The organism is Dapis brunnea BLCC-M229 (genome assembly GCF_050015995.1).
Classification (GTDB): Bacteria; Cyanobacteriota; Cyanobacteriia; order Cyanobacteriales; family Microcoleaceae; genus Trichodesmium.
Genome location: NZ_JBNHEP010000034.1, coordinates 2,776 through 27,266, shown reverse-complemented (window position 1 = coordinate 27,266; position 24,491 = coordinate 2,776). Strand labels below are relative to the sequence as shown.

Below are 24,491 nucleotides of genomic sequence, written 5' to 3'. Positions count from 1 at the left end.
GGGTAGGTTTTTTACCTTTGATCTAAAAGAAGTGTGGGGAGAGGGGGAAGAGGGGTAGGTTTTTTACCTTTGATCTAAAAGAAGTGTGGGGAGAGGGGGAAGAGGGGTAGGTTTTTTACCTTTGATCTAAAAGAAGTGTGGGGAGAGGGGGACCCACCCCTAACCCCTCCCAGGAGGGGAGGAGGGGAGAGTTTATAGCTATTTATTGTCTAAAAAAGTACATTTTTTTGAGAATTTTTAATACCATTTTCATAAAATCAGGACTTACGCAGAATCACCATATATAGTAGGGGCGAATGGCATTCGCCCTCTACCGATAGCGTGTTGTCTAAGAATTTGCGTAAGTCCTGAAAATATTGCAGAGCGTGACAGAACAGGTAAAAGGAGATAGGGAACGCCGGAATCAGGAAAGATAAATAGACAAAAAATGGAGGAAAAAACTTTAATGAGTGACAATGAATGCAAGCCATAAAGTATTAAACTGTAGGAATAAATCACAAAGAATGAATGTAAAAGCCTATGCATGAATTTGGTATAACTGAATCAAAGCGAGCGATCGCTCCTTTGTGAAAAAGCTACCCCTGTAAGCCCCTAACCCCTCCCAGGAGGGGGAGAAGTCAAAGTAGGAATAATCAATACTGACCGATTAATAATTGTCAAAAAAAGACTTTAAACCTTGGTAACTATTTGACTTTTGAAGTCTAGCTGAAGCGTAGCATTACTTTTAGTAATTGGTATAATTGATTTTATTTTGGATTTTTGGAGAGGTCTATTAAACATCTCCTAAAAATCAATTGCGATCGCATCTAATTTTTGTTACTGCGCAAAGGAAGTGTAGGAATGGTGAAATTAAAATTTCACCCAAATATTTTCTATCTTTAGACAGGAGACAGGAGATAGGAGACAGGAGACAGGAGACAGGAGATAGGAGACAATTCATAGTGGTCATAATTGACTAATTAATTGAGTATTTATGCTTAATATTTTCCTGAGAATCTGACTCCACAGAAAGGTCAATGAATCGGAGCTATATAGTATAAATACTTACCGAACTCTTAAAGTATAAAGCCTCTCCATTTTTGGTTTTATTTGTAAATAATGTATACTTTTTGCTAAATAAAGTAGAGAAACCTGGTTTATATAAAATGCCCTACATACTAACATTTGTCTCCCATAAACTCGGTTTCTTATAACACTTCCATTGCCTGGGGATTTGATCTGATTTATTATGGCTAATTAATCAGACTTGATATCATAATTTAACTTCTAACTTCTAACTTTTGACTTCTGACTTCGTTAATTACTCCATTCCACAAAAGTTGTTTCTACTTTTGCTCCTGGAGAAACATTACTTTTAAAAGATGCTACTTTTCCGGGTTCAACTGTGGCAGGTTGAGCATAAATATAACCATTATCAATAATATTACCCTCATCATCTAATACTTGATAATTTACTTTAATTAGTTTGACTGTTTGACAGCTTTTATTTGTGACTTTACCAGTTAAAAAATTACCGTCATAGTTAACATTACTAATCGGTATCTCTGTAGCTTTAATTTCCTCTGATTTACAAGCAACTTTTGGGGTTTCATCAATAGCTTCTTTATTCCCACAGAGATTGACTAAATTAATAATTTTACCCTCTGTAGTTTCCATATAACAAATTGGGTTATTAAACTCAGATTTTTGAGCAAGTATATTCACCATATTACTCTGTAATAATTGACGTTCGACTCCCCCATGTAATAATGGTATTAATATAGTAAAATAGAAGTATTTCATCGGAATTATTAAGGTTGAAATTTAATCGCAGTTTTTCTCCTCTCGTTACCTCCCTGTAGGTTAAAAAGTTGCTCGGTAACACCAATAATGCCAAACTCACCTACTTGAGTACCTATTAAATAGATTAAATTGAGACTAGACTGCTCTTCCATATTTAGACCATAGTAAGTTTCGTAAGCAGCTTTGACTAGTTGGTGAATTGCTGGTGTAGTTTGAGGAATTTGGTCTAAATATTCGGCAATTGAGATATTATCTAGTTCTACTGTTGCTGGAATTTTTGTGGTATAGTCTTTAAATTTAGCGATCGCCTTTAAATGTGCCTTAACTTGTTCCACAATTGGTGGCAAGTCTGTGATAATTTCTGCTAATGAAACCTGGCGACCTTCAAGAAAGTAAGTTTCTTGTGTTTCCAAATTTTCATCAACTGCCTGCAAATCTACAAGATTTAATCCTAATTCCTTAATTAAACTGCGCAGATAAATATGCTCGGTGTAGATAAATTCCCCAGCAAGTTCAACGGCAAATGGAGTACCTAATGGTTTTTGGCGAGTTCTGATTCTACCTCCTACCCGGTTACTAGCTTCGATCGCGTTTACTGGAACTCCTGCTTGAGTTAGACGGTAAGCTGCAGTTAATCCGGAAATTCCTGCCCCTACTATTAATACTGGAGTTGTTTGAGATATTGCTCTTTCTCCACCCTTGGAAAAAAGGGAAACTTTAAATTTTTGAGCTAAGTCTAAACCACCTTTTAATAAACGAGTGCAAGCATTGGGAAATTTCCTAGCTTTAGCTTCTTTTACCATTCCTAATAATTCATCACTAGGGATGCCAGTTTCTCTTGAGATTCTGGCAATAGTATTAGCGCGACTTAGTATTGTCATCAAGGAAGATTTAGTTCATTTTTGAAGTCTCATTATCATAGGAATTAGGCACAGACACTGTAATATATGGTTAAAAAACTATCCCTCTTTAGAAGGCTTCCGCTTCTTATTTTGTGTACGTCCTCCGTTTTTACCTCTTTCTCTTTGTTCTAAAGACTGTTTAATCCTTAGTGCTTCAACAGCAGGAGCTAAACCCAAATCTTCTAAAATTTCCATAGCTGCAATTTCACCAGTTTCACAACTACCTTCCATATAACCTTGATAATCTAAAGAGGTATGTTCCCCTGCAAAAAATAGATTACCTACACGCTCTCCTTCTACACCATACATCTGAGTCCATTGCCCTGGTAAATAACAAGAATAAGAACCCAGACTATATATATCCCCTGGCCAATAAGCCCGCACTGCATTACCAGGAATAGCAGTATTAGTAATACCAGGATAAACCAACTCGTATTGTGGTAATTGTTGTTGAGCTTGAATTTCTGCAGTGCCACTACCAATAACTACGCCTTGATTACCTCCAGAATAGTTAGTTAACAAAGCTGCACCAGGAGTTAAAGCCGCTCTACTTAGACCTGCTTCTTCAATATCTTGAAAACCTAAATCTGAGTAGACATCGCTACTAAAACCAAAGTTGCGCCAAATTCGGTCTCGGTAAGCAGTAATTAATTTAGAATTAGTACCATAACCCATTGTGTCAATAGCTAACCTTTTCACCGGAGGTAAATCTACATTAATCTGTACTTGTCGTAGAACACTAAATGGTAGAGTAATCAAAATTCTTTCGTATGTGCGCTCAAAACTACTTTCTCCTGACCTTAAACCTACTTGATAACGACCATCAGGCAAACTGTTAATTGACTCTAATATAGTTCCCGTTTCAATCGAACCCTCCACAAAACTCGCCAGTTGATTAATAATTTGTGTGCTCCCACCAGGAATAACATAACGTTCGTCACTAGCTCCAAAAGGTTCAAATACGCCTTCATCAGTGCTAATAACATAGATGAGATTCAGACTAGATTGCTCTTCTGCATCCCGACCGTAGAAAACATTATAAGTTGTTCTAATTATTTGTCGCATTACTGGAGTAGTTGGGATGCTCTCCAGATATTCAGTAATAGAGAGATTATCCAACTCCACAACTTCTGGAAAAGGAGTTGTATAATCTTCAAATGCGTCGATCGCCTCTAAATCTGCATCTATTCTTTCTGCCACAGGAGCAAAATCAGCAATCAATTCTGTCTCTGGTATAAATCTTCCCTCAAAAAAGTAACCAGTTCCCACTAACCCTTCCTGGTTAGCAAACAAATCTACTTCTGTTAACCCAAGTTCTGCTGCTAGACCACGAATAACACTATGGTCGCTATCAATATATTCTCCACCCAAATCTGCTGAGAGAAAAGTACCTGCAACTTTATCCATAGTTTTGATCCGACCACCGACTCTATTCCTCGCTTCAATCACATTTACTGGCACTCCTGCTTGAGTGAGACGGTAAGCTGCAGTTAATCCTGCAATTCCAGCACCTACTATTAATATAGGTGTTGTTTGAGCCATTGCTCTTTCTCCACCCTTGAAGAAATTAGAAGCTGCCATTGCTCCAGCAAACCCTAAACCACCTTGTAACAAACGACGCCGAGTAGTCGGAAAGTTGCGACTTCTAGCTTCTCTCACCATCCCCAATAATTCATCAGTGGGAATGCCTGTTTTTCTGGACATTCTGGCAATACCATAAGCACGACGTAGCATTGTCATTAAAGAAGATTTACCCATAATTGATGTCCCTTAATTTTTAAGTATAAATTTTGAATTTAAAGCATACAGAAATGAACGATTGTAGTAAGATAACATTGCTCAGGTTGCAATGTAAACTCAAAAATAAACTTTTAAGAAATGTTAACTATTGAAACTCTGTTTGATGAAGGATTTTATTTATTTCAAAACCCCGACGTTGTAGATGAAATTGCTGCGGGTAATTTCAGTAGTGGGTTGGAACATTTTGTGAATGTGGGTCAATTTGAAAATCGAGACCCCAATGCTTTATTTGATACTAGCTTTTACCTGGAAACTAATACTGGTGTAGCTGCTGCTATTCAAGAGGGTAGGTTAACTGCAGTAGAACATTTCCTGAATTTTGGTCAATTTGAATTGCGCGACCCTAGTCCTTTATTTACTAATTTATTTTATAGAGCCAATCCTGATTTTGCTACAACATTAGAATCAGCAGGATTAACACCTTTTGAACATTTTGTCAGGTTTGGTCAATTTGAAAATCGCGACCCTAGTTTTTTCTTTAACACAGATTTTTATCTTGCTCAAAATCCGGATGTAGTGGAGTTATTAAATAATGGTAGTTTTAGTAGTGCAATTCAACATTATATTTTAGTTGGTTTGCCAGAAAATCGTTTGAGTACCCCTCCAGATTTTAGAGATGATTTGTTAAATATTAATGCCGATCTTGGTGTTTTGGGAACAGCAGAATTTAACAATTTTATTGGAGATGGAAATCCGATTGATATTTATAGTTTTATTTTGAATACTCCCAGTAGTTTAGATGTTGTATTAACTGGTTTAGTTGGGGATGCAGATATAGAGTTAATTGAAGATATTAATAATAATGGAGTTTTAGAAGCTTTAGAGGTTTTTGCTGAGTCAAGAAATGTGGGTACTGTTGATGAGAGAATAGCTATTGATTCTTTACCAGAGGGTAATTATTTTGTCCGAGTTTCTGAGTTTAGTGGTCATACAAATTATTCTTTGTTTTTAGAAGCTAGTCCAATTTAGAGTAGTTAATAATAGTAGGGTGGGTAAACGCTGAATTATCATCAAGCAACTATAAACTTGGCCTCTTTCTTTGCCTGCCCTAAATTCAGTTATCAGTTATTCAGTTGACGAAGGAAACCAAAATATCTGTCTGTTGAAAATCAATATACGACCATTATATAATCTAAGAAATATTAGTTTTAAGTTATGAGCGAACATTATCAAACTTCTAATTTCCAAGAAGTAATAGAAATAGTAGAAAAACTTTCTTTGGATGATCGAGAAATTCTGCTTGATATTCTTAAAAAGCGTTTGTATCAAGAGCGAAGAAGACAATTAGGAGAAGAAATTGCTGAGGTTAGACAGGATTATCAAAAAGGAAAAGTTCAGTTTGGGACAGTAGATGATTTTTTAGCAGCTTTGGATGAAGATTGATGAAAATTGCTTGGAGTTCTAAATCTTTGCGTTCTTTTAAAGGTCTAGTTCGCAAAAATCCTCAACTACGTTTGTTAATTGAGGAGACACTACGGCAGTTGGCAGATGACCCGTTTCATCCTAGTTTGCGAACCAATAAATTAAGGGGAGATTTAGTAGGTTGCTGGTCTTGTTCTTTAGATTATAGTTATCGAATTATCTTTGAGTTTGTTGTAGATCCCGAAGAAGGGAAAGAGGCTATTTTATTGTTGAATATAGGAACTCACGATGAAGTTTATTGAATTTGAGTTTTAGGTTGGATTTCTCTTACTAATAAGTTGCACTAACCGTACTTCAACTCAACCTACGCCCTAAAATTCAAAAATGCTATACTCTACATTTGTAGTGTTCAATTGTAGTATTCAATTTTAATTTCCGATAAATGTATGAGTAACTCTGAAAATTTTAACTCTTCAAATATTGTATATTTAATCCTGAATCTAAATCCAGAGTTTCTGGTTATTATTTCCGAATGTATCAATCCTAGTAAATATAGCAATCCTAGTAAATATAGCAATCCTATTTTATTTGTGTATAAAAATCTTACCGCTTTTAGGAAATAGGGAGCAAGGAACACTTAACTGGTGGGAGTTTCAGCTTTTTTATCTACTTTTTGATTACCCGCAACCTATGGGCGGATTGCTATAGAAAAAAATTGCCGTTTCATTCTGTTAACTTTCAGGTAATTCTCCAAAGCGATCGCGATAACGAGACAATAAAGATTCCAATTCTTCAGCTCGTTGACGTTCTGCTTCAGCTCGTTTTTCTGCTTCTTGTCTTGCCACAATTTCCTGATTTAAAGCTTCTCGTAATTCATCAGGAATTAACAATTTTTGTGTAAGCATTCAGCTATTAGCAGTCAGCACGAGCGCAATTAGAGCTTAAGGACATTAAATGAATTTAATAGACTTTAAAATCAAGGCAGCCGACTTTTAGTAATATTTAATATCTGGCTCAATAAACCTTTAAACGTGCCCCAAAAAGAATAGCTGATGGCTGATAGCTGACGGCTGAATGCTTACTTTACATGATTGTTTGGGGTTCCAACGACTATTTCAAATTTCTATACAAGATGAGATGACTCAATCCGGAAAAGTTCACAAAATTTTACCAAACTGTCCCCAATCAAAGAAACCTTTGGTTTCCAGTAAAAGTAGAATTTTTATAAATCCTGAGAGTAGCACGACTTTTGATTATTATTAACAAGACTTACGCAGGTGAACCGAGAAACCGGTTTTTTTCGTCAATGTTTATTGTTAAAAACAACGATTTATCCTAAAAACCCGGTTTCTTTGCGTAAGTCCTAATTAAATAATAATATTCCTGTAGAGACTAGTATTTCATCCCTACAGGAACAACTAATCAAAGTTAAAAATCACCTATCTATCAACCCCTAAGTTTCTCCGACCAAACACGAGTCGGCAAACCCCAAACATAAATAAATCCTTCCGCCGCTTTATGGTCAAACTCATCCTCCGCACCATAAGTTGCTAAGTCATAACTATATAAAGAGTTGCCAGACTGACGACCGACAACCATTGCATTACCCTTAAATAATTTCACTCGTACAACACCAGTCACCCTTTCCTGTGTCTGTTGAATAAAAGCATCCAACGCACCCTTCAACGGACTAAACCATAAACCGTTATAAACCAACTGACTGTAAGTTTCCTCAATACCCCGCTTATAACGAGTTACATCAGCAGTCAAAGTTAAACTTTCCAAGTCGCGATGCGCTTGAATAAGTACCCACATTGCCGGAGACTCATAAATTTCTCGTGACTTAATCCCCACTAGACGGTTTTCAATCATGTCAATTCGACCAATACCATGATTTCCTGCTATCTGATTAAGTTGACTAATCAACTCAATGCCACCTAAACCTTGACCGTTCAGACTAACAGGAATTCCTTTGTCAAAACCAATTTCAACATATTCCGGTTCATTCGGAGTATCGGCGATCGCCTTCGTCATGTTATAAACTTCCTCTGGTGGTTCCACCCAAGGATCTTCCAACTCACCTGCTTCGATCGCCATCCCCAATAAATTTTTATCTATACTGTAAGGGGAAGATTTTTTCACAGGAGCAGGAATGCCATATTTTTCACCATAAGCAATAGTCTCCTCCCGACTCATTCCCCACTCCCGCGCTGGAGCTAGAATCTTAATTTGAGGATTTAGTGCAGCAATAGCAACATCAAACCTTACTTGGTCATTACCCTTTCCCGTACAACCATGAGCAATAGCATCAGCACCATATTTTTCTGCTGCATCTACTAATATTTTGGCAATCAAAGGTCTAGCTAATGCTGTTGCCAGAGGATAGCGATTTTCATACAGAGCATTTGCTTGAATAGCGGGAAAAGCATATTCTTTAATCAGAGGTTCGATAACATCTATGACTAGAGATTCTACTGCACCCGAATCTAATGCTTTTTTCTGAACTGCTTCTAACTCATCCCCCTGACCTAAATCTGCAGCAAGGGTAATTACTTCTTTTACTCCCCATTCATTTTTCAGGTAAGGAATACAAACCGAGGTATCTACTCCACCAGAATAAGCAAGTACAACTTTAGTGGCACGACTCATAGATTTTTTTCTAGAAATTAACAACTGGGTTTTTATTATGGGACTAAGCCTGTAAAATTATTGTCAGGCAAAGTACAGATTCTAGAGTCTATCCTAATTGTTAGAGGAATTAAAAGTGGGTAATAGGGTGTAGAAAAAACTAGAGACCCACAGAGGAAAAATACCACATCAAAACTTTTCTACTTCTTCTGTTGTACCAACTTCTGCCTTGTTTACCCTTTTTAGCTGAATCGCTGAGAAACCTCACGCCATAATATGCAGATTTGGCGACCAGATGAATCGGCAGCAAATTGAATGGGTTCGATGCCCATCAATTGGCCAACATCCCAGCAGAAGCTTTCGCCCTAGTTGAAAAACTTGTATTATTATTTGCTATAACCCCGGAAATTTTCCACCATGCGGACTGCCTACCAATATAAATTAAGGCCAAACAAAGAACAAATAGACACAAGTGAAGGATAATCTGTCCCTATACCTCAATACTATCGAAAATCTTAGCAGCGATTAAAGACTCTAAATAAACGTTTATCTCCTAAAAAGAAAAGTAGTAAAAGATGGTTAAAAGCTGTCAAATCTGTTGCAAAATAACATAATAAGGTAGCCGATAAACGTAAAGATTTCCACTTGAAAACAGCCAATGAATTGTTATCAAAAGCGGATGTTATCCAATACGAAAACTTAAACATGAAAGGGCTAGCAAAGACTCGTTTGAGTAAATCAATTAACGATGCGATTTGGGGGACAATTTCTAACTATTTTAACTGTCAAAGCCGGAAATGCTGGAGTGAAAACCATAGCAGTGAACCCCAGAAATACTAGCCAAGATTGCTCAAACTGTGGGAAAAAAGTCGATAAAGAATTAAACATACGAACTCATTCTTGCCCCCATTGCGGTATTGTAATAGACCGGGACTTGAATGCAGGGATAAATATAAAAAATAGGGCGGTATTTGATTCCGTTCTTAAAGCTCGTTGAGCCTGATGCAATGCCAGGGCTGGGAAACGAGAAGCCCACACTATAGCACTAGCTTAGTGTGGGAGTATGTCACTTAGGAGACAAAATGTTTTTCAGTGTAGTTATTCCCACTTATAATCGCAAACCGATTTTAGAAAAATGTCTTCGCGCTCTAGAAAATCAAAATTATCACCGCCCAATTATAGATTATGAAGTAATAGTTGTCGATGATGGTTCAACAGATGACACTATCTCTTGCTTAAAGACCAGAGCAACAGAATTTTCTCATGTCCAACTTTTGACTCAATCTCACCAAGGGCCAGCAGCAGCTCGAAATTTGGGGGTTGAACAGGCCAAGGGAGATTTTATCATTTTTATTGATAGTGACTTGGTGGTGACAGATTCTTTTCTACAATCACACGCAAATAGTTTGGTTGGTGCAAGGTCAGATAATGTATTTACTTATGGCAGAGTAATTAATACTTGTAATTTTGATTTTCCTACTTCAGAACCTTATAAATTGACTGATTTTTCGGCAGCTTTTTTTGCTACAGGAAATGTGGCTATCGCTCGTCATTGGTTAATTGCAGCGGGGTTATTTGATACTCGTTTTCAACAGTATGGTTGGGAAGATTTGGAGTTAGGATTTAGATTAAAAAAATTTGGTTTGAAATTGATTAAATGCCCGGATGCTGTTGGTTATCATTGGCATCCCCCGTTTTCTTTAGAACAGTTACCAGGAATGATTGAAAGAGAAATTCAGAGGGGGAAAATGGGAGTTTTATTTTATCAAAAACATCCTAGTTTGGAAGTTAAAATGATGATTCAAATGACTTGGATACATAGATTATTATGGGGATTTTTGTCATTAGGTGGGAGATTAAATGAAAAGACAATGGCTGTTTTTTTGCAATGGTTAATTGACCGAGGAAAATCACAGTTAGCTTTAGAAATTTCTCGGATATTTTTGAATTGGTATAATGTAAAAGCTGTTTATGCTGCTTATGGTAATATTGAGAATTATAATTAAGGGGATAGTAAGTATTTCCGTGCTGGAATGCTCGGCAAACAATTATTAGCAATAAGTGTAAACATTCAGCTATTAGCAGTCAGCTTAAGTGCAATAAGACAGTCCTTTATTATCAGTCAGCTCAAGTGCAATAAGACAGTCCTTTTAAGGACGGAGTTTAAATAAATATAGACTTTAAGGTCTTTTGTAGTAAGATTTAATTCTCGCTCAATTAATACAGCTTTGAATACGTACTAAAAACAATAGTTGTTAACCCAGTTCCTCCGCGAGGAGGCTAGCTAATAGCTGACGGCTGAATGCTTAGGAGCCGTGTAAAAATAACCTGAACAGTTTTTTTGATGGAAGCTAGATTTCACAATCTATTTCAGATAAAATTTGTACAACTTATTTTTACATGATGCCTTACCAATAAGCTCTCAACTTTTTTATGAATTAAGTAATGATTTGTTTAAGAACATTTACAGCGTATTCTAGGTTGATGAGGTACAGTGGCACTAAATTTTTAGGTAGTTTTTGAAGTATCGAATAAAGTTTTCATGTCTTTAATCAAATCTACTATAATCACTGTACCATACTTACATGGAATAGGCTGTATATTCACTGAGGAGCTATTATTTATGCTAGAAACTATCTGAAATATATTAACAATAGACTTATTGCAGAAGTCAGGGAATAGGGAGATGAAATTGTTAATTTTAGATCTTGAATTTATTTAATTACAACCTTTGTAAGAGGTCTGATAATTTCTTCGCATCAAGACAAGATGAGGTTAAGTATAATAAGTGCTGAAGTTTGCCGTTTCGATCCAAGAGGAAAACTAAAAACTGACGGCAGTTAGCTCCAGATTCCCTAGGAAATCTTTATAGAGAATATTACTTTTTCCATTGTTTTATCAAAACAGAGTCAAATCAAAAACATCCGAATTGGGAAGTTATAGCGTTACGCATTAAGGTTAGGACATTGATAAATTCAGAAACCCTTTGACACCCTACTATTCCCTATTCCCTAGCGCTATAAAATGATGATTCAAATAACTTGGTTGCACAGATTATTATGAGGATTTTTGTCATTGAGCGGGAGATTAAATGAACAGACAATGACTGTTTTTGTGCAACAGTTAATTTATCTAGTCAAATCACATTTAGCTTGAGAAATTTCTCGGATATTTTTAAATTGCTACAATGTAAAAGCTGTTTATGTTGCTGATGACAATATTGATAATTATAGTTAAAAAGAGATAATGATTGAACCTGATTTTCCTCATATTATGTTGTCCTTTGAATATAAAGGTTGGAAAGTTGAAATAGACAAAGGTGAAATGAATGGATATCCTACTTATGCAGTTTGGGCTAATTATCAATTAGGTTGTGTTGTAGCAGTACCTTATGCTTCTTCTCGACAAGAGGCAGTTAAACTTGCCAAGCAATGGATTGATGATCGAAATAAAAATAAAATAACTTAGATTATCTATCTATACATCTATGAGGGTTTCTCAAAGCGATCGCTTACACTTATTTTTCTTCTTCCCTAAAAACTTAGAAATTAATAGCTAACAAGTACTATAATTACTATATGATGAATAATGATTAATTATATCAGGTATTCCAATGAATACAGCAACTTACATAAATGACAGTGAATTTGATACACTTTTAACTTCTGAGACGGTCTTTGTCGTAGATTGTACTGCATCCTGGTGTGGTCCATGTAAGAAAATTAGTCCTTTAATTGACCAGTTAGCTGAAGAATATCAAGATCGTGTCAAAGTAGTTAAACTTGATATTTCTGAAAACAAAGAAACTGCCACGAAATTCAGTATTCGTAGTATTCCAGCAGTGATGTTTTTTAAAAGTAGTGAACTTGTAGAAAATGTAATTGGTGTTTCTCCTTATGAAACTTACAAGACAGCACTTGATAAGTTACTTTAATTATTCTATTAAGTAAGTCGGCTTGAAAAATTATCGTTTTTTTTGAATGTTTGAGAGCTACTTAATTTATTTAATTTATTGCTCAATTTTTATGGTGATTAACTGGCAATAGGAAATCTCAAAAGTTTGGCTGTATATCCTGAAAAACAAAGATTTTGGGTGTAGGTAAAAAAACAAAAAAAAATTGTTTAATTTGCTTCAGTTATAGGAAGGTTCCTAAGAACCTTTCTACTTTCCTCCCTCTGCACTTGTTTCTGTTAATTATTACAGCATTTGACCAGGATAGTGAGCTACAGTTTATTAATTCTCTTTTGCCTGTTGCCTAAAGTCCTAAAATTTTGTACCTCATCAACTCCAAAACTGCTGTAAGGTAAGGATTCAGGTATCTCAAACCTAGTTATATAGAGACTTCTGAAAATGACTGACTCAGAAATTTAACAGCCTCATTCTCAATAATCACGAAAATAAAGGCTTGTAGCAATCTCTAATTGAGAATAGGATTTTGGAGGAAATTGCTGGAAATACTTATCCATAAAGATTTATAGGCTTTTCTATAGGACCTGAATCCTTACACTGTAAGTAGAAATGTCTGAATAAATCCATAACCAATAGATATTATAGGTTTAAGAGCTGCGAAAGCTTGAAAAAAGTGCAATAAAATGACTAAAATTCAGCTCAAAAACCTAACATTTTGGGTAAAATATGAGAAAAAAAGCAGAGAAAGTAATACTAAAACTATTAATATTACCTGTTCTCTGCCTTCACCCATAATATTTTTTCAGCAATTCCTAAGTCTCCAACTAAACATAGTATAAAGCATTAATTTTTAGCAATCATATCAGTGAAATGAAATATAAGTTGGTAACATATATAAATGATTAATGATTCTAGACTGCAACAATAACTTAAATAATCAATAATTTAGAAATATTTATTTGGTTGACCTTCCTTAAAAGCAATAATTCTAATTCTCTTATAATCAGCTATCCATTTACCCTTCTTATATAAATTAGGACGCAATCTATTTTCGATATCATCAATAATAATATTTTGCTTTTTTTCAGGGATTCCTTCAAAGAAACAACTCGCGAACATCTTAATCCAATTACGCAGACCATATTCTCCGTCTTCAAGTTTAGTTGGTCTTTCTAATAACCTAGCAAAAGTCAACAAAAAACCTTCCGATTCTAATAGAGTAGCATATTCTCCTACAGTAGGAAAATACCAAGGATTAAGTTGTTTATTGCTACTATAACCAGCAGCATCTAAAGCTTCATAAATACCACTAATAATTGTTTCAATATTACCTTTTCCACCAAATTCTGTAACGAAACGACCTCCTGGTTTAAGTACGCGCCAAATATTATGGATAACTTTTTTTGGTTCTTTAATCCAATGAAGTGCTGCATTAGAAAACACCGCATCAAATGTTTCTTTCAACTCGATCTTAACTCCGTCTCCCACTAAAAACTTAATATCTGGATAACAACGGTGAGCTTCTTCAATCATAGTCGGAGCATTATCAATTCCTATAACTTTTGCTCCTCTCGTAGTAATTTTATAAGTCAGATGACCTGTGCCACAACCAAGGTCAAGAATTTTTTCACCTATTTGGGGATTGAGCAATTCTAATAAATCTATTGCCAAGTTAGAAACAAAGGAATGTTTACTCTCGTAAAGTTCTACATCCCACTGATTGAAAGAGACATTTGGGAAGTTGTTAGTTGTATTATTTTCCATAGCACTATCAAGAGTAATTTATTTAATGAATTATACTTGAATACAAGCTAAAATTTGTTAAGTCAAAAGTCAAAAGTAAGGCTTGAGTGATGAGTGTAGATAATTTTAATGAGATAAATAAGTAATAATACCTGGGATTTAATCAAAAGTCAGATTTGAGTGATAAGTGCAGATAATTTTAATTAGGAAAAGTTATTTTTGCTCTTGATATATTGATTGACATACTCTCTCCCTAAACATTCGGACTGAGCGGGAGATTCTCAGCAAAACTCTTTCACTTAAGACGGTATGTTCTGTAAGTTGGTATACTAATTTTTAGATGTTGTTTAGCTAATTTTTTTCTGACTTTATGATAATTATTTGACTGAGACTTAACTTTCTGATAGTGGAGATCCTCTGAAAGAAGGTGATTTAGTTAATAATATCTGTAAAAACCTCTGGTTTATATATTAATTTGCCTGGAATCGAAAACCATTTTGTGCTAAGAAATACATTCTGTCTCAATAATTTTAGATAAATATGTCATTCAGGAGTATGTCTTATGGCTGGTACTGAAGTTGGTGCAGATTTGTGGGTCAGCGAGTATATCACACCTTGGGATATTTATGTTCATGGTATTACTCGGGTTCTTGCCCACAAGAAAACTGCTTATCAAGAAATGTACATTGTGGAAACAGGTATTTATGGTAAAGCACTGGTTCTTGATGGTAAATGGCAATCTTGTACAGGGGATGAATTTTTATACCATGAACCTCTAGTACATCCTCCTATGATTTTTCATGGATCTCCTCGCACAGTTCTTGTTCTTGGTGGTGGTGAAGGAGCTACTGTTCGGGAGGTCTTACGTTGGCAAACTGTGGAAAAAGTGGCCATGGTTGATATTGATGGAGAAGTTGTAGAAGCTTGTCGCCAGTATTTGCCAGAAATGCACAAGAATGCTTTTGATGACCCTCGCCTCAAGTTGGTCATTGGTGATGCTTTAGAATTTTTGGATACCTCTGGTGAAGGTTGGGATGTGGTCATCTCTGACCTTTCCGATCCTATTGAAGAGGGACCCTCATTTCAATTATTTACTAAGGACTATTTTGAAAAAATTCTCCGGGTACTTACCCCAGGAGGATTTTTTGTTGTTCAAGCTGGTCCTGTTTCCCCTGGAGAAATGAAACTTCATGCTCGAATTGTCAATACAATGAAGGCGGTATTTCCTTATGTTCAATCCTATAGTAGTCATGTCCCTACTTATGGGCGACCTTGGGGTTTTGTTCTGGGTTCAAGGGAGATGATTGATAGTTATCCTAATACAGAAAAAATTGATAAACTTTTGGCAGAAAAAACTACTGGTGAGTTTCGGATGTTGGATGGGACTACTTTATTGGGAATGTTACAAGTGCCGAAACATCTGCGAGAGGCGATCGCCACTGAAACGGAGGTTTATACTTTAGCAAAACCTCCTAAATTTTTCGGTAAAGGTTCTACTAAGAGTTGAAGTTATATAAAGAGGGAGGAATAAAGAGGCAAGAAGGTTAATTATTGATATTCACTTGTTTTGCTTATTCTATAATTCCTCACCTTTGTGGCTATTGCCATATTCTGAAAAAACAATAGTTTAGGAATTATAAGAGTAACTAAAATGACTATACTACGAATTCTGGCTGCTATATTTTTACCGCCTTTAGGTGTTTTCTTAACTGTTGGTCTAGGCGGTGCTTTTTGGATTAATCTTCTTCTAACTATTTTTGGTTTTTATATTGGTGGCATTGTTCATGCTATTTGGGTTATTGCCAAGCATGATGAATAATCTGAAGTTGGGTCATTAGAGTCACAAACCCACCATTAATTGCTCCGCAATATAAAGGGGGCATCGAGATTGCCCATAATGTGACCAGTTCCCTAGAATTTCTAGGAGTCGTTATCTAGTTTATGACACCTCTGGGTGCGTGCCAACCTTGAGCAACTGTCATCTAATTTTAAACATCTTTAAACAGGTTAAGGAAATAAATTAGACATCACAAGACTAGATAAGAGGATGGGTATTTGATTTTATTTGGATCAAAGCTAATTATCAATTAAAATTAACCCATCCCCACATTTTATGGTTATTTTTTGTATTATATCGCGCTTTTCATGATTAGTAGACCAAAGCAATAGGGACGTTGCATGCAACGTCCCTACAGGGTTATCATTTTTTTTATGTGGTTCATTGACCTGAAAACAGCTGTAAATTTTCTCATAACTGGTAACTACTAAGTTATCAATGGTATTCTAGAAAAATTGTAGTTACTATTCTGGAGTCAGACAATAATGCAAATAGTTAGTTCTCAAATATCTATAGAAAAAACTAGCCACTCTCGGATTAAAGAACAGGATATCAATAATAGTCCCTTTGGTAAAGTATTTAGCGACCATATGTTGGTTGCTACATACTTAGATGGTAGTTGGCAAGAGGTAAAAATTATTCCTTATGGTAATATTTCTATGTCTCCTTCTATGTCTGCACTACATTATGGTCAGACAGTTTTTGAAGGTTTAAAAGCTTATAGAAGTCCTACAGGAAATCCTTTACTTTTTCGCCCCCAAGCTAATCATAAACGGATTAATGAATCAGCTTTTCGATTATGTATGCCACCCATTCCTGAAGATATTTTTATGGATGGTTTGAAAGAATTAATTAGACTAGATCCTGATTGGATTCCTACTCAATTAGGTAGTGTATTATATATTCGACCTATCTATTTTGCCACAGATGAATCCGTTGGTCTCAAACCAGCAAATAGTTATAAATTTATTATTATTACTTGTCCGGTAGGTGCTTATTATTCTGAACCTGTAAAGTTAATTGTGACTGATAAATATATCCGAGCTGCTGAAGGAGGAACTGGTGCAGCTAAATGTGCTGGTAATTATGGTGGTAGTTTATTGGCAGATAAAGAAGCTAAACAACAGGGTTATGATAATGTCTTATGGTTGGATGGGAAGGAGAAAAAATATATTGAAGAATGTGGCACAATGAATGTGGCTTTCGTTATTAATGATGTCGTTATTACTCCTAAGTTAACGGGAACTATATTGCCGGGAATTACTAGAGATAGTGTATTAACTTTATTTAGAGATATGGGTTTTAAAGTTGAGGAAAGATTAATTTCTATTGATGAAGTCGCAGATGCTTATCAAGAGGGGAGTCTTTCTGAAGCATTTGGCATGGGAACTGCTGCTACTATTGCTCATATTTCTACTATTAATTATCAAGGTAGAGATATGATTTTACCTCCTGTTTCTGAACGTAAATATGCTCCTAAAATTTTACAACAATTGGAAGATATTAAAACTGGGAAAGTTACTGACCCTTATGGCTGGGTTTGTCAATTGTAAACTAGGGATTCAATAATTAACAATTAATAATTAATAATTAATAATTACCTATTCTGTAATAGAAGAATTGGCTAAAAGGAATTTTTTTCTTCTGTTGGTCGATAGGATATGGTTAGGTAACCCATCCATCCCTAGACCGCTTTTTATCTATGAATGGAGAGGCTTTATACCTTGATTTTTCGGTAAGGAGTAGGGAGTAGAAAATAAGAAAAACAAATGTACCTTATACCGTTTCACTGAAGTCAAAAGTTAAAAGTCAAAATTCAAAAATTAAGATTTAATAGACAGAAAACTTTGAGGTTACAATAGTTTTAAGGGATTATTTGACATTATAACTTTGAAACTATTTGTGACATCCTTAAAGTGATACTAAATCCGGTTTATAAAGTATCCTTTTAGGGAGATGAGGAGATGAGGGATGGGGGGATGGGGAGATGGGGAGGTGGTTATAGAGGATTTTGAAAAAGGTGCTTTTAATAACCGTATTTGGTATGAAATGGTATTAGTAACTTGAGAAATTCTACATAGAAACAAGTCATGACTTTATCTGGTAGTATAGGCTGATTACAGGATAATGCAGAATATAGATATCTTTAATCAGCTTTTCGCTCATCGGATTTGGTATTAGATTAAAACTAAAAATCATAAGTTGATTAATTAAATATAATTCTGTTCTACTTTGATAATTTTATAAGCAAAATTAATTACCAATGGATCATGGATAATTGATAATTGATAATTATGCTCAAAAATAATTAAGTATCTGGAGAGAATTAATTTAATATTTTGGCGGTGGTAGGCAAGAGTCAATAAGTAAGAGGTAAGCTCATAAGTAAGTAAACGGCAAATACACAAATAATTTTGTCTACCTACTTATCCATTATCCATTGTTCATTATTAATTGTTAAAATTGCTATATTTATGCCGTAGTTACTATCAAAAAAATTCTGTGGATAATACCAAGTTTGATAAATGTTTGCTACACTTTCTTGAGTAGAGGAGCGGGGGAGTTATGAACTTATGGTAAAACAGCAAAATTCAAAATCAATACTATCTATATTTGAAGCTCCTGTAGGATTATTAGCAGGTGCAACTTACCATTTTCGTGCTCTCATGATATTTGTCAAAAATCCCAGATTGATAGGTTATATAATTGTTCCGATTTTTATTAATATTGTGGTCGGAATTATTCTTTATCTTGGTTTACTTCTGCCGGGAATTAATTTGACTGAGACTATTTTTAATAGTTTATCTTTGCGCTTTGATTCTCTGATTTCTGAACTACCAACTTGGTTAAATTTTTTAAGTTATTTAGATAATATCTTAGATTGGTTTATAGAATTCATCATATTTATCATATTACTTCTCATAATTGGATTTTTGTTAGTACAATTTGGAGTGATTCTCGGTTCACCTTTTTATGGTCAACTTTCTGAACAATTAGAAAAAATTAGAACTGGTACATTGCCTGAAGCTCCTCCAGGCTTATTAGGCTCTATCAGAGATATTTGGCGAGCTATACTTTTTGAGCTAAAAAAAATTGCTTTGTTCCTGGGAATAGGGTTGCCAATGTTGCTGCTAAACTTTTTTCCTGGAGGCTCTTTAATCGCAACTATTGGTGGCATAGCTTTAACAACTTCTATTGTTTGTCTTGACTTTTTTGATGGACCCTTGGAGAGAAGAAAATTAAAATTTCGAGAGAAGTTAACAGTGGTACGTCGTAGTTTTCCAGCAAGTGCTACTTTTGGGTTAATTTGTCAAGCCTTAATTACTATTCCTATAGTTAATTTTTTAGGTATTCCAATATGTGTAGCAGCAGGTACTTTATTTTGTTGCGATCGCGTCTTACCCAAACTATTACCAGATAGTCAGCCTTGATACTCTAATACCAATTTCATAAAATATTTCTACAGTGTGTTTGTTCTTAGGAGTCAGGAGTCAGGAGTCAGGAGGGAAGAATTTATAATATTTATTTTTTCTCAGAGTAAAACTGTTCTATTTTTGACTAAAAATAGTCTGATAACTATAAAACTAAGGACAGGTTTAGACTAAAGGAGCAAAGCTCATTTCATCACCCGCCCTTAATTTATATTATTTTAATTTTAGATGGAATAGTATTTAGATCATCCGGGTCATAGCAGATACTTTTGTAATCTTTTCTCGATCCAAGCCTTCTAGCTCAGTAATCTTCAACCATCCCTCTTTAACTAAACCAGCCAGAGAAAAAATTACAGTTGCATTTCTGGAGTCGTACTTTCCATCTAAATCATATCTTCTCGCACTGAGAAAATCATGCAGATGCCATAATTCATTAAACTCTTGAATTCCACTTGCCTGTTGACGCACTGTTGCAATTAAAGCATTAATTTCTCGTTCCTTAGCTTTGTCCAAAGCTGCTTGAGCGATCTTTTTTTCTGTTGTAGACCATTCCGTTTCGGTAAGTTGCATCATCTTTAGTTAAAATCTATTTTGATTATGATTTTTTATGTAATTATTAATCATAACATATAGACCTTTATATTTTCAAACAAAAGAGCGCTCTGTTTGACGAGCGCTCTTGAAGATTTATTGATTTTTAGTTTTCGTAGGGTTAAATAACTTTGCTAAAATTAGCTTCAAATGTTACAAAAACGGATTTCTATCGAGCCAAATTTAACAACTCTTTAGGAGAAGCCAATAAATCGATCGCTACAAAGAAGATTTTACCTTCTGGATTAAGCAAAAATCTCCAAGCAATATTCATACCCACACCACCACCAAACCAGGGAGTTTGGCATTTACCAGTAACTTTGATCTGGGTATAACCATCATCAGCAGGTTCAGAAATTCCTTGCTCTGGGATTAACTTGAGGTTTTGACATTCTTCTTGGAAAAAGCGTAGAATGGCATCTTTACCCACAATTGGTCTGCGGAAAGGAGGCTGAAGTCCACCATCAGGAGTGAATAATTCAATCAGTGCATTAAAGTCATTGGCATTCAAGTTATTCATATAATTCAAGATAGTAGGATTATCAATACCTTGAATAGTTACTTGAGTTCGCTGCGCCATATCTTTTGGTGCAACAACAGGCTCAGACACCCTGGTATAGCTACCTAAGTTTTTGACATCAAATCCCATATTAACCACACAATTTCGTAAAACTGTGATTTGCTGACCAGAATCTAATCCTTGAATAGTTCCTAATACAGCAGAAGCATTAGCAGAAAGTTGATATCCCTGTGGAATAGGGGCAACAAGTCCTTGATTCATCCATTCTCCAAGCTGATACCAAAAGCCCAACTTAATGTTTGGAGACCAAGTAGCATAAGTACGACAAATTGGAGTATCAGAGCGGTTAGCCAAGTCACACATTACTTGGGTTTGCTCCTGGAAACTCATTTTCTTAATTTCATTCATCGTTATTTCTGCAAGCTGCATATTGGCAGCTCCTGGAGCAGCAATTGTAATTGTTTTGCCCATTTCCAGGTAGGCGAACCAAATCAGAGCTAGTTGGTCTTCAGCACTTAACTGATTAAATCTGGCAATGGTAGCTGGCACTGCATCAGCAGATAAGGTGTTGGGGAAAATATTGCGGGCCGTATCAATTGAAAATGGCATAAATTTACCTTGCTAAATAAATCAAAAATTCAAAATCTAAAGTACCCACATTCCTAATTTCAAATACAGTTAGGGGGGGATGATCGGAAAATCTCAGATACCTACAGTTTTCATTTAAAATGCTGTAGGTGGGGATTATGAGGAAAAAGTTTCCAGTATAACCACTCCTTTATCGTAACATTAAATACCATTTAGATTTAGATGGAGAGAATGGGTCAATTATCCAACGTTGACCTAATGGTAGAATATGGACATTCAAATAGAAATGCGACAGAAGTGGATGGCAACCCTAGCCAAGAGTAATTTAAACCAGTTAGAGACAAAAGTAGCAGAAATAGGGACTTTGCCTGAATACAGTTTTATCAGACCGCCAGAAATAGGTCTGACAATGGTACGAGGTCGTGCTGGAGGTACAGGACAAGTTTTTAATCTGGGTGAGATGACTATTACTCGCTGTACTGTAAACATAGAAGAGGTTATAGGTTTTGGTTATGTGGCAGGGCGATCGTATCGTCATGCGGAACTTGCTGCATTGTGCGATGGTTTGATGCAACTTCCAGAATGGCATGATCTTGTGCAGTCTATAGTTATTGAATTTCTTGAAGCAGAAGCCAAACGCAAAATGGAAACTCAACAATGTCAAACAGAGGCTACAAAAGTTAATTTCTTTACCCTTGCTAGAGGGGATGAATGAAGTCAGAAATTAGAAGTTAAAAGTTGTTTTTGTAACGAGTATTTTGAGCAACTCTTCAAAAATATTTAACCTTCAAAGGCGGGGTTGTGCGACCAAATTATTTTGACAAACTTTATTTAGGGCTGGCTGAATAAATCTAAAAGCATTGACATATAAAGATTTTAGGCTTTTTTAGATTAAAAAAGTACCACATTTTCGGTTTATAAAGCTCAAAAACTTAGTATAAAAGGCAGACAACAGCAGAAAAACCAAGGGAAAATTATGACTCCTACCTCCTCTATAATTCCCATTCCTCCTGACTCCTGACTCCTGACTCCTACTCTTACGACTCATAATTTTTTCAGCAAACCCTATTTAGATCATTTATTTCATGCAAATTTTAAAATATTACTATCAAGTTTTGCCCTATTAGTAAGAATGATAAATTCACAACTAAGAACCTTTGTGAAATTTGGTATTAGGTGTTATTTTGATTAAAAATAGGATAGTAGTTTACAAGTAGTAAGATTTTCAGAAAAAATCAAGTCAGCCAGTAATATCATGTCCGGTTGAATAGTTATAATTAGAGCTTCGTAGTATTGCTCTAGCCCTATCTATTATCCGGCTGAAACCCTACTACAAACAAAAATTTTTTTATCACTAATTATCCGGACATAATATAACTTAGTGTTCCTTTAAAACAGGTTAAATGAAGTAGTTTGAGGTGAAATAATTCCCTAGCTTCACAGTAAATATTTATTGTCAAAAAACTACCAAAAATAGTAATTATAAAGTAAGCATTCAGCCGTCAGCTATTAGCTAGCCTCCTGCGGAGGAACTTCGTTAACAGCTTCATTAACCTTTAAAAGAGGCAAAAGAAATTGAGAGGTTTTAAAGAATTAAAAGTATGGGTTATTTCAGTTATCAATTATTAGTACCTCTGCCTAAACTATTGGAATTGAAATATGGATGTTGATTTTGTTAATCCCCTATAAAATCGGAGGTTTTAGACCTAATTTTTTGCTAAAAGTCAACCAGTTAACCTTAATAGTCTATTGAGCTACATCTTTCATTAAAAAGCTCAGAGCTGACCGCTAATACCTGAATGCTTACATTCTAAAATAGAGATTTTTTTATGAGAATCAAGATACAAGCTCAAATCTTTTTGGGAAAACTGAACACCTAATAGCAAACCCCATTAATGGCAAGCTATAGCGCTACGCACAAGTCAGAAGTAATCGCTCCCCTATTTGCGTAGTGCTATATATATCCTCAAAAAAGATGTTATGTGGTAAGTATTAGGTATTAGGGAGTTCGGAAAAAATACCAAAGTAGAAAGTAATTTTCATGCTAAATCATTACTTTTGATAAATGGTATAATAGCAAATTCAGGTATAGATAGTTACAGTAAAATATTCTACAAAACTATTAAGATATTTCTCTTTCTGTGTTCCACCTAAACCAAAAATTGAATGTAGCAACATTTTATGAAATTGGTATAATACTAAAAGTATTAAGCCAGTTAAAGTAGAAAATTATTCGTTGTAAAATAACTAAATAAGTGCTTATGCAAAATTAATTACACATTTTATTCTACATCTCCAATCTTATCGATAAATTATCAATTATTTCTCCCTATTCCCAGTTAAGTTTTCCCTGTTTCCTCTCTCAACTAGGAAATTCCTAAAAGCACGACTACTTAGTAAAATAAAACTAGAGACAAATAAATATTTTCCTGACATTACTCTCAACTATAAAAATTTTTCTATGATTACAAAACTACCAGGATTGTCAGATATTGTAGATGATTCTCAAACAACTTTTCGGGCGCTACTCAATGCTTTATCTTATCCAGGAAAACAACAACAAATTAATATCAACTTAACTCCACCATCAGACTTAAATATAGGTTGTGCTGCTGCCTGTTTAACAATGTTAGATTTAGAAACAAAAGTTTGGTTAAGTTCAGATTTTGAGCAAGATGTAAAAGCTTGGTTATTGTTTCATACAGGTTGTAGTTTTACTGATAATTCTCAAATTGCGGATTTTGGGATAATTAAGAATATTAATGCTATTCCTAACCTTTTAAATTTTGATCATGGAACGGCAGAAGAACCGGAAAAATCAACTACTTTATTTGTGCAAGGATTAGATTTAGAATCGGGGGAAAAAGTAATATTAACAGGACCAGGAATTTTAGGAGAAACAACAATCTCTATTTCTGGTTTACCAGAATTTTTCTGGTCAGAATGGGAAACTAATGTTAAAAATTATCCTTTGGGAATAGATATATTTTTATTCGCTAAAAATACAGTAATTGGTTTACCGAGAACAACAAAAATTTCAAAATATTGAAGGTGATAAGTGGTAGATAGATTTTAGTAGAATGAAATTATTATTGCTCTATACGCAATAGTCAGAAAATTCCACTACTCATCTACATCTGGCAGGCGCTTGAGAAAATGAAATTATTATTGCTCTATACGCAATAGTCAGAAAATTCCACTACTCATCTACATCTGGCAGGCGCTTGAGAAAATGAAATTATTATTGCTCTATACGCAATAGTCAGAAAATTCCACTACTCATCTACATCTGGCAGGCGCTTGAGAAAATGAAATTATTATTGCTCTATACGCAATAGTCAGAAAATTCCACTACTCATCTACATCTGGCAGGCGCTTGAGAAAATGAAATTATTAT

The 24,491-nt window shown here is 35.0% G+C and carries 21 protein-coding genes; 13 read left to right on the top strand and 8 right to left on the bottom strand.

Going from position 1 to position 24,491, the window contains the following annotated elements; genetic code table 11:
* Positions 1-1,296: 1,296 nt before the first annotated feature.
* The 3 genes from ACP6PM_RS03255 to ACP6PM_RS03245 all read right to left on the bottom strand — a co-directional run bounded on the left by ACP6PM_RS03255 (position 1,297) and on the right by ACP6PM_RS03245 (position 4,442).
* Positions 1,297-1,782: an FxLYD domain-containing protein gene (locus tag ACP6PM_RS03255; RefSeq protein ID WP_426581806.1), complete on the bottom strand. Its 486-nt coding sequence runs from the start codon at positions 1,780-1,782 to the stop codon at positions 1,297-1,299.
* An 8-nt stretch (positions 1,783-1,790) separates the two neighbouring features.
* Positions 1,791-2,663 carry a flavin monoamine oxidase family protein gene (locus tag ACP6PM_RS03250; protein ID WP_426581808.1) on the bottom strand — a complete coding sequence of 291 codons (873 nt, stop codon included), beginning with the start codon at positions 2,661-2,663 and terminating at the stop codon, positions 1,791-1,793.
* 78 nt (positions 2,664-2,741) lie between these two features.
* A complete protein-coding gene (locus ACP6PM_RS03245; RefSeq protein ID WP_426581804.1) occupies positions 2,742-4,442 on the bottom strand; it encodes a flavin monoamine oxidase family protein in 1,701 nt (566 codons plus the stop codon).
* 120 nt (positions 4,443-4,562) lie between these two features.
* Between ACP6PM_RS03245 and ACP6PM_RS03240 the strand changes: the two genes are divergently transcribed.
* From ACP6PM_RS03240 to ACP6PM_RS03230, 3 genes are all read left to right on the top strand, one after another.
* Positions 4,563-5,453, top strand: coding sequence for a PPC domain-containing protein (locus ACP6PM_RS03240; protein WP_426581802.1), 891 nt, complete (start codon positions 4,563-4,565; stop codon positions 5,451-5,453).
* Between the two features lie 186 nt (positions 5,454-5,639).
* Positions 5,640-5,867 carry a hypothetical protein gene (locus ACP6PM_RS03235; RefSeq protein ID WP_426581800.1) on the top strand — a complete coding sequence of 76 codons (228 nt, stop codon included), beginning with the start codon at positions 5,640-5,642 and terminating at the stop codon, positions 5,865-5,867.
* Positions 5,867-6,148, top strand: coding sequence for a type II toxin-antitoxin system RelE/ParE family toxin (locus ACP6PM_RS03230; protein ID WP_426581798.1), 282 nt, complete (start codon positions 5,867-5,869; stop codon positions 6,146-6,148). The genes ACP6PM_RS03235 and ACP6PM_RS03230 overlap by 1 nt, the downstream gene beginning before the upstream one ends.
* Before the next feature lie 429 nt (positions 6,149-6,577).
* Here the strand turns inward: ACP6PM_RS03230 and ACP6PM_RS03225 are convergent, their stop codons facing one another.
* Together ACP6PM_RS03225 and ACP6PM_RS03220 are read right to left on the bottom strand one after the other, a co-directional pair.
* Positions 6,578-6,751, bottom strand: a complete 174-nt coding sequence (locus ACP6PM_RS03225; protein WP_426581796.1) for a hypothetical protein — start codon at positions 6,749-6,751, stop codon at positions 6,578-6,580.
* A 541-nt stretch (positions 6,752-7,292) separates the two neighbouring features.
* Positions 7,293-8,495 (bottom strand): argininosuccinate synthase, encoded by a 1,203-nt coding sequence (locus tag ACP6PM_RS03220; RefSeq protein WP_426581795.1) that lies wholly within the window; start codon positions 8,493-8,495, stop codon positions 7,293-7,295.
* Between the two features lie 727 nt (positions 8,496-9,222).
* Between ACP6PM_RS03220 and ACP6PM_RS03215 the strand changes: the two genes are divergently transcribed.
* The 4 genes from ACP6PM_RS03215 to trxA all read left to right on the top strand — a co-directional run bounded on the left by ACP6PM_RS03215 (position 9,223) and on the right by trxA (position 12,408).
* Positions 9,223-9,471 carry a zinc ribbon domain-containing protein gene (locus ACP6PM_RS03215; RefSeq protein ID WP_426581793.1) on the top strand — a complete coding sequence of 83 codons (249 nt, stop codon included), beginning with the start codon at positions 9,223-9,225 and terminating at the stop codon, positions 9,469-9,471.
* Positions 9,472-9,556: 85 nt separating this feature from the next.
* Positions 9,557-10,480 (top strand): glycosyltransferase family 2 protein, encoded by a 924-nt coding sequence (locus ACP6PM_RS03210; protein WP_426581791.1) that lies wholly within the window; start codon positions 9,557-9,559, stop codon positions 10,478-10,480.
* Positions 10,481-11,720: 1,240 nt separating this feature from the next.
* A complete protein-coding gene (locus ACP6PM_RS03205) occupies positions 11,721-11,942 on the top strand; it encodes a hypothetical protein (protein ID WP_426581789.1) in 222 nt (73 codons plus the stop codon).
* 145 nt (positions 11,943-12,087) lie between these two features.
* On the top strand, positions 12,088-12,408 hold the full coding sequence (gene trxA / locus ACP6PM_RS03200; protein ID WP_426581788.1) for a thioredoxin: 321 nt from the start codon (positions 12,088-12,090) through the stop codon (positions 12,406-12,408).
* A 921-nt stretch (positions 12,409-13,329) separates the two neighbouring features.
* On the opposite strand, the gene ACP6PM_RS03195 is transcribed toward trxA, so the two are convergent.
* Complete coding sequence (locus ACP6PM_RS03195) at positions 13,330-14,148, bottom strand: class I SAM-dependent methyltransferase (protein WP_426581786.1); 819 nt, start codon at positions 14,146-14,148, stop codon at positions 13,330-13,332.
* Positions 14,149-14,689: 541 nt separating this feature from the next.
* Between ACP6PM_RS03195 and speE the strand changes: the two genes are divergently transcribed.
* The 4 genes from speE to ACP6PM_RS03175 all read left to right on the top strand — a co-directional run bounded on the left by speE (position 14,690) and on the right by ACP6PM_RS03175 (position 19,395).
* On the top strand, positions 14,690-15,634 hold the full coding sequence (gene speE / locus ACP6PM_RS03190; protein WP_426581785.1) for a polyamine aminopropyltransferase: 945 nt from the start codon (positions 14,690-14,692) through the stop codon (positions 15,632-15,634).
* Between the two features lie 144 nt (positions 15,635-15,778).
* Positions 15,779-15,946 (top strand): YqaE/Pmp3 family membrane protein, encoded by a 168-nt coding sequence (locus ACP6PM_RS03185; protein ID WP_293092206.1) that lies wholly within the window; start codon positions 15,779-15,781, stop codon positions 15,944-15,946.
* A gap of 503 nt (positions 15,947-16,449) precedes the next feature.
* Positions 16,450-17,517: a branched-chain amino acid aminotransferase gene (locus ACP6PM_RS03180; protein WP_426581783.1), complete on the top strand. Its 1,068-nt coding sequence runs from the start codon at positions 16,450-16,452 to the stop codon at positions 17,515-17,517.
* Positions 17,518-18,537: 1,020 nt separating this feature from the next.
* Positions 18,538-19,395 (top strand): EI24 domain-containing protein, encoded by an 858-nt coding sequence (locus ACP6PM_RS03175; protein WP_426581781.1) that lies wholly within the window; start codon positions 18,538-18,540, stop codon positions 19,393-19,395.
* A gap of 240 nt (positions 19,396-19,635) precedes the next feature.
* On the opposite strand, the gene ACP6PM_RS03170 is transcribed toward ACP6PM_RS03175, so the two are convergent.
* Together ACP6PM_RS03170 and ACP6PM_RS03165 are read right to left on the bottom strand one after the other, a co-directional pair.
* Positions 19,636-19,968: a hypothetical protein gene (locus ACP6PM_RS03170; protein ID WP_426581779.1), complete on the bottom strand. Its 333-nt coding sequence runs from the start codon at positions 19,966-19,968 to the stop codon at positions 19,636-19,638.
* Positions 19,969-20,155: 187 nt separating this feature from the next.
* Positions 20,156-21,115, bottom strand: coding sequence for an orange carotenoid protein N-terminal domain-containing protein (locus ACP6PM_RS03165; RefSeq protein WP_426581777.1), 960 nt, complete (start codon positions 21,113-21,115; stop codon positions 20,156-20,158).
* 247 nt (positions 21,116-21,362) lie between these two features.
* On the opposite strand from ACP6PM_RS03165, the gene phnG reads away from it, so the two are divergent.
* A complete protein-coding gene (gene phnG / locus ACP6PM_RS03160; protein ID WP_426581775.1) occupies positions 21,363-21,809 on the top strand; it encodes a phosphonate C-P lyase system protein PhnG in 447 nt (148 codons plus the stop codon).
* A 1,746-nt stretch (positions 21,810-23,555) separates the two neighbouring features.
* Positions 23,556-24,143 carry a phosphonate C-P lyase system protein PhnH gene (gene phnH / locus ACP6PM_RS03155; RefSeq protein WP_426581773.1) on the top strand — a complete coding sequence of 196 codons (588 nt, stop codon included), beginning with the start codon at positions 23,556-23,558 and terminating at the stop codon, positions 24,141-24,143.
* Positions 24,144-24,491 lie beyond the last annotated feature (348 nt).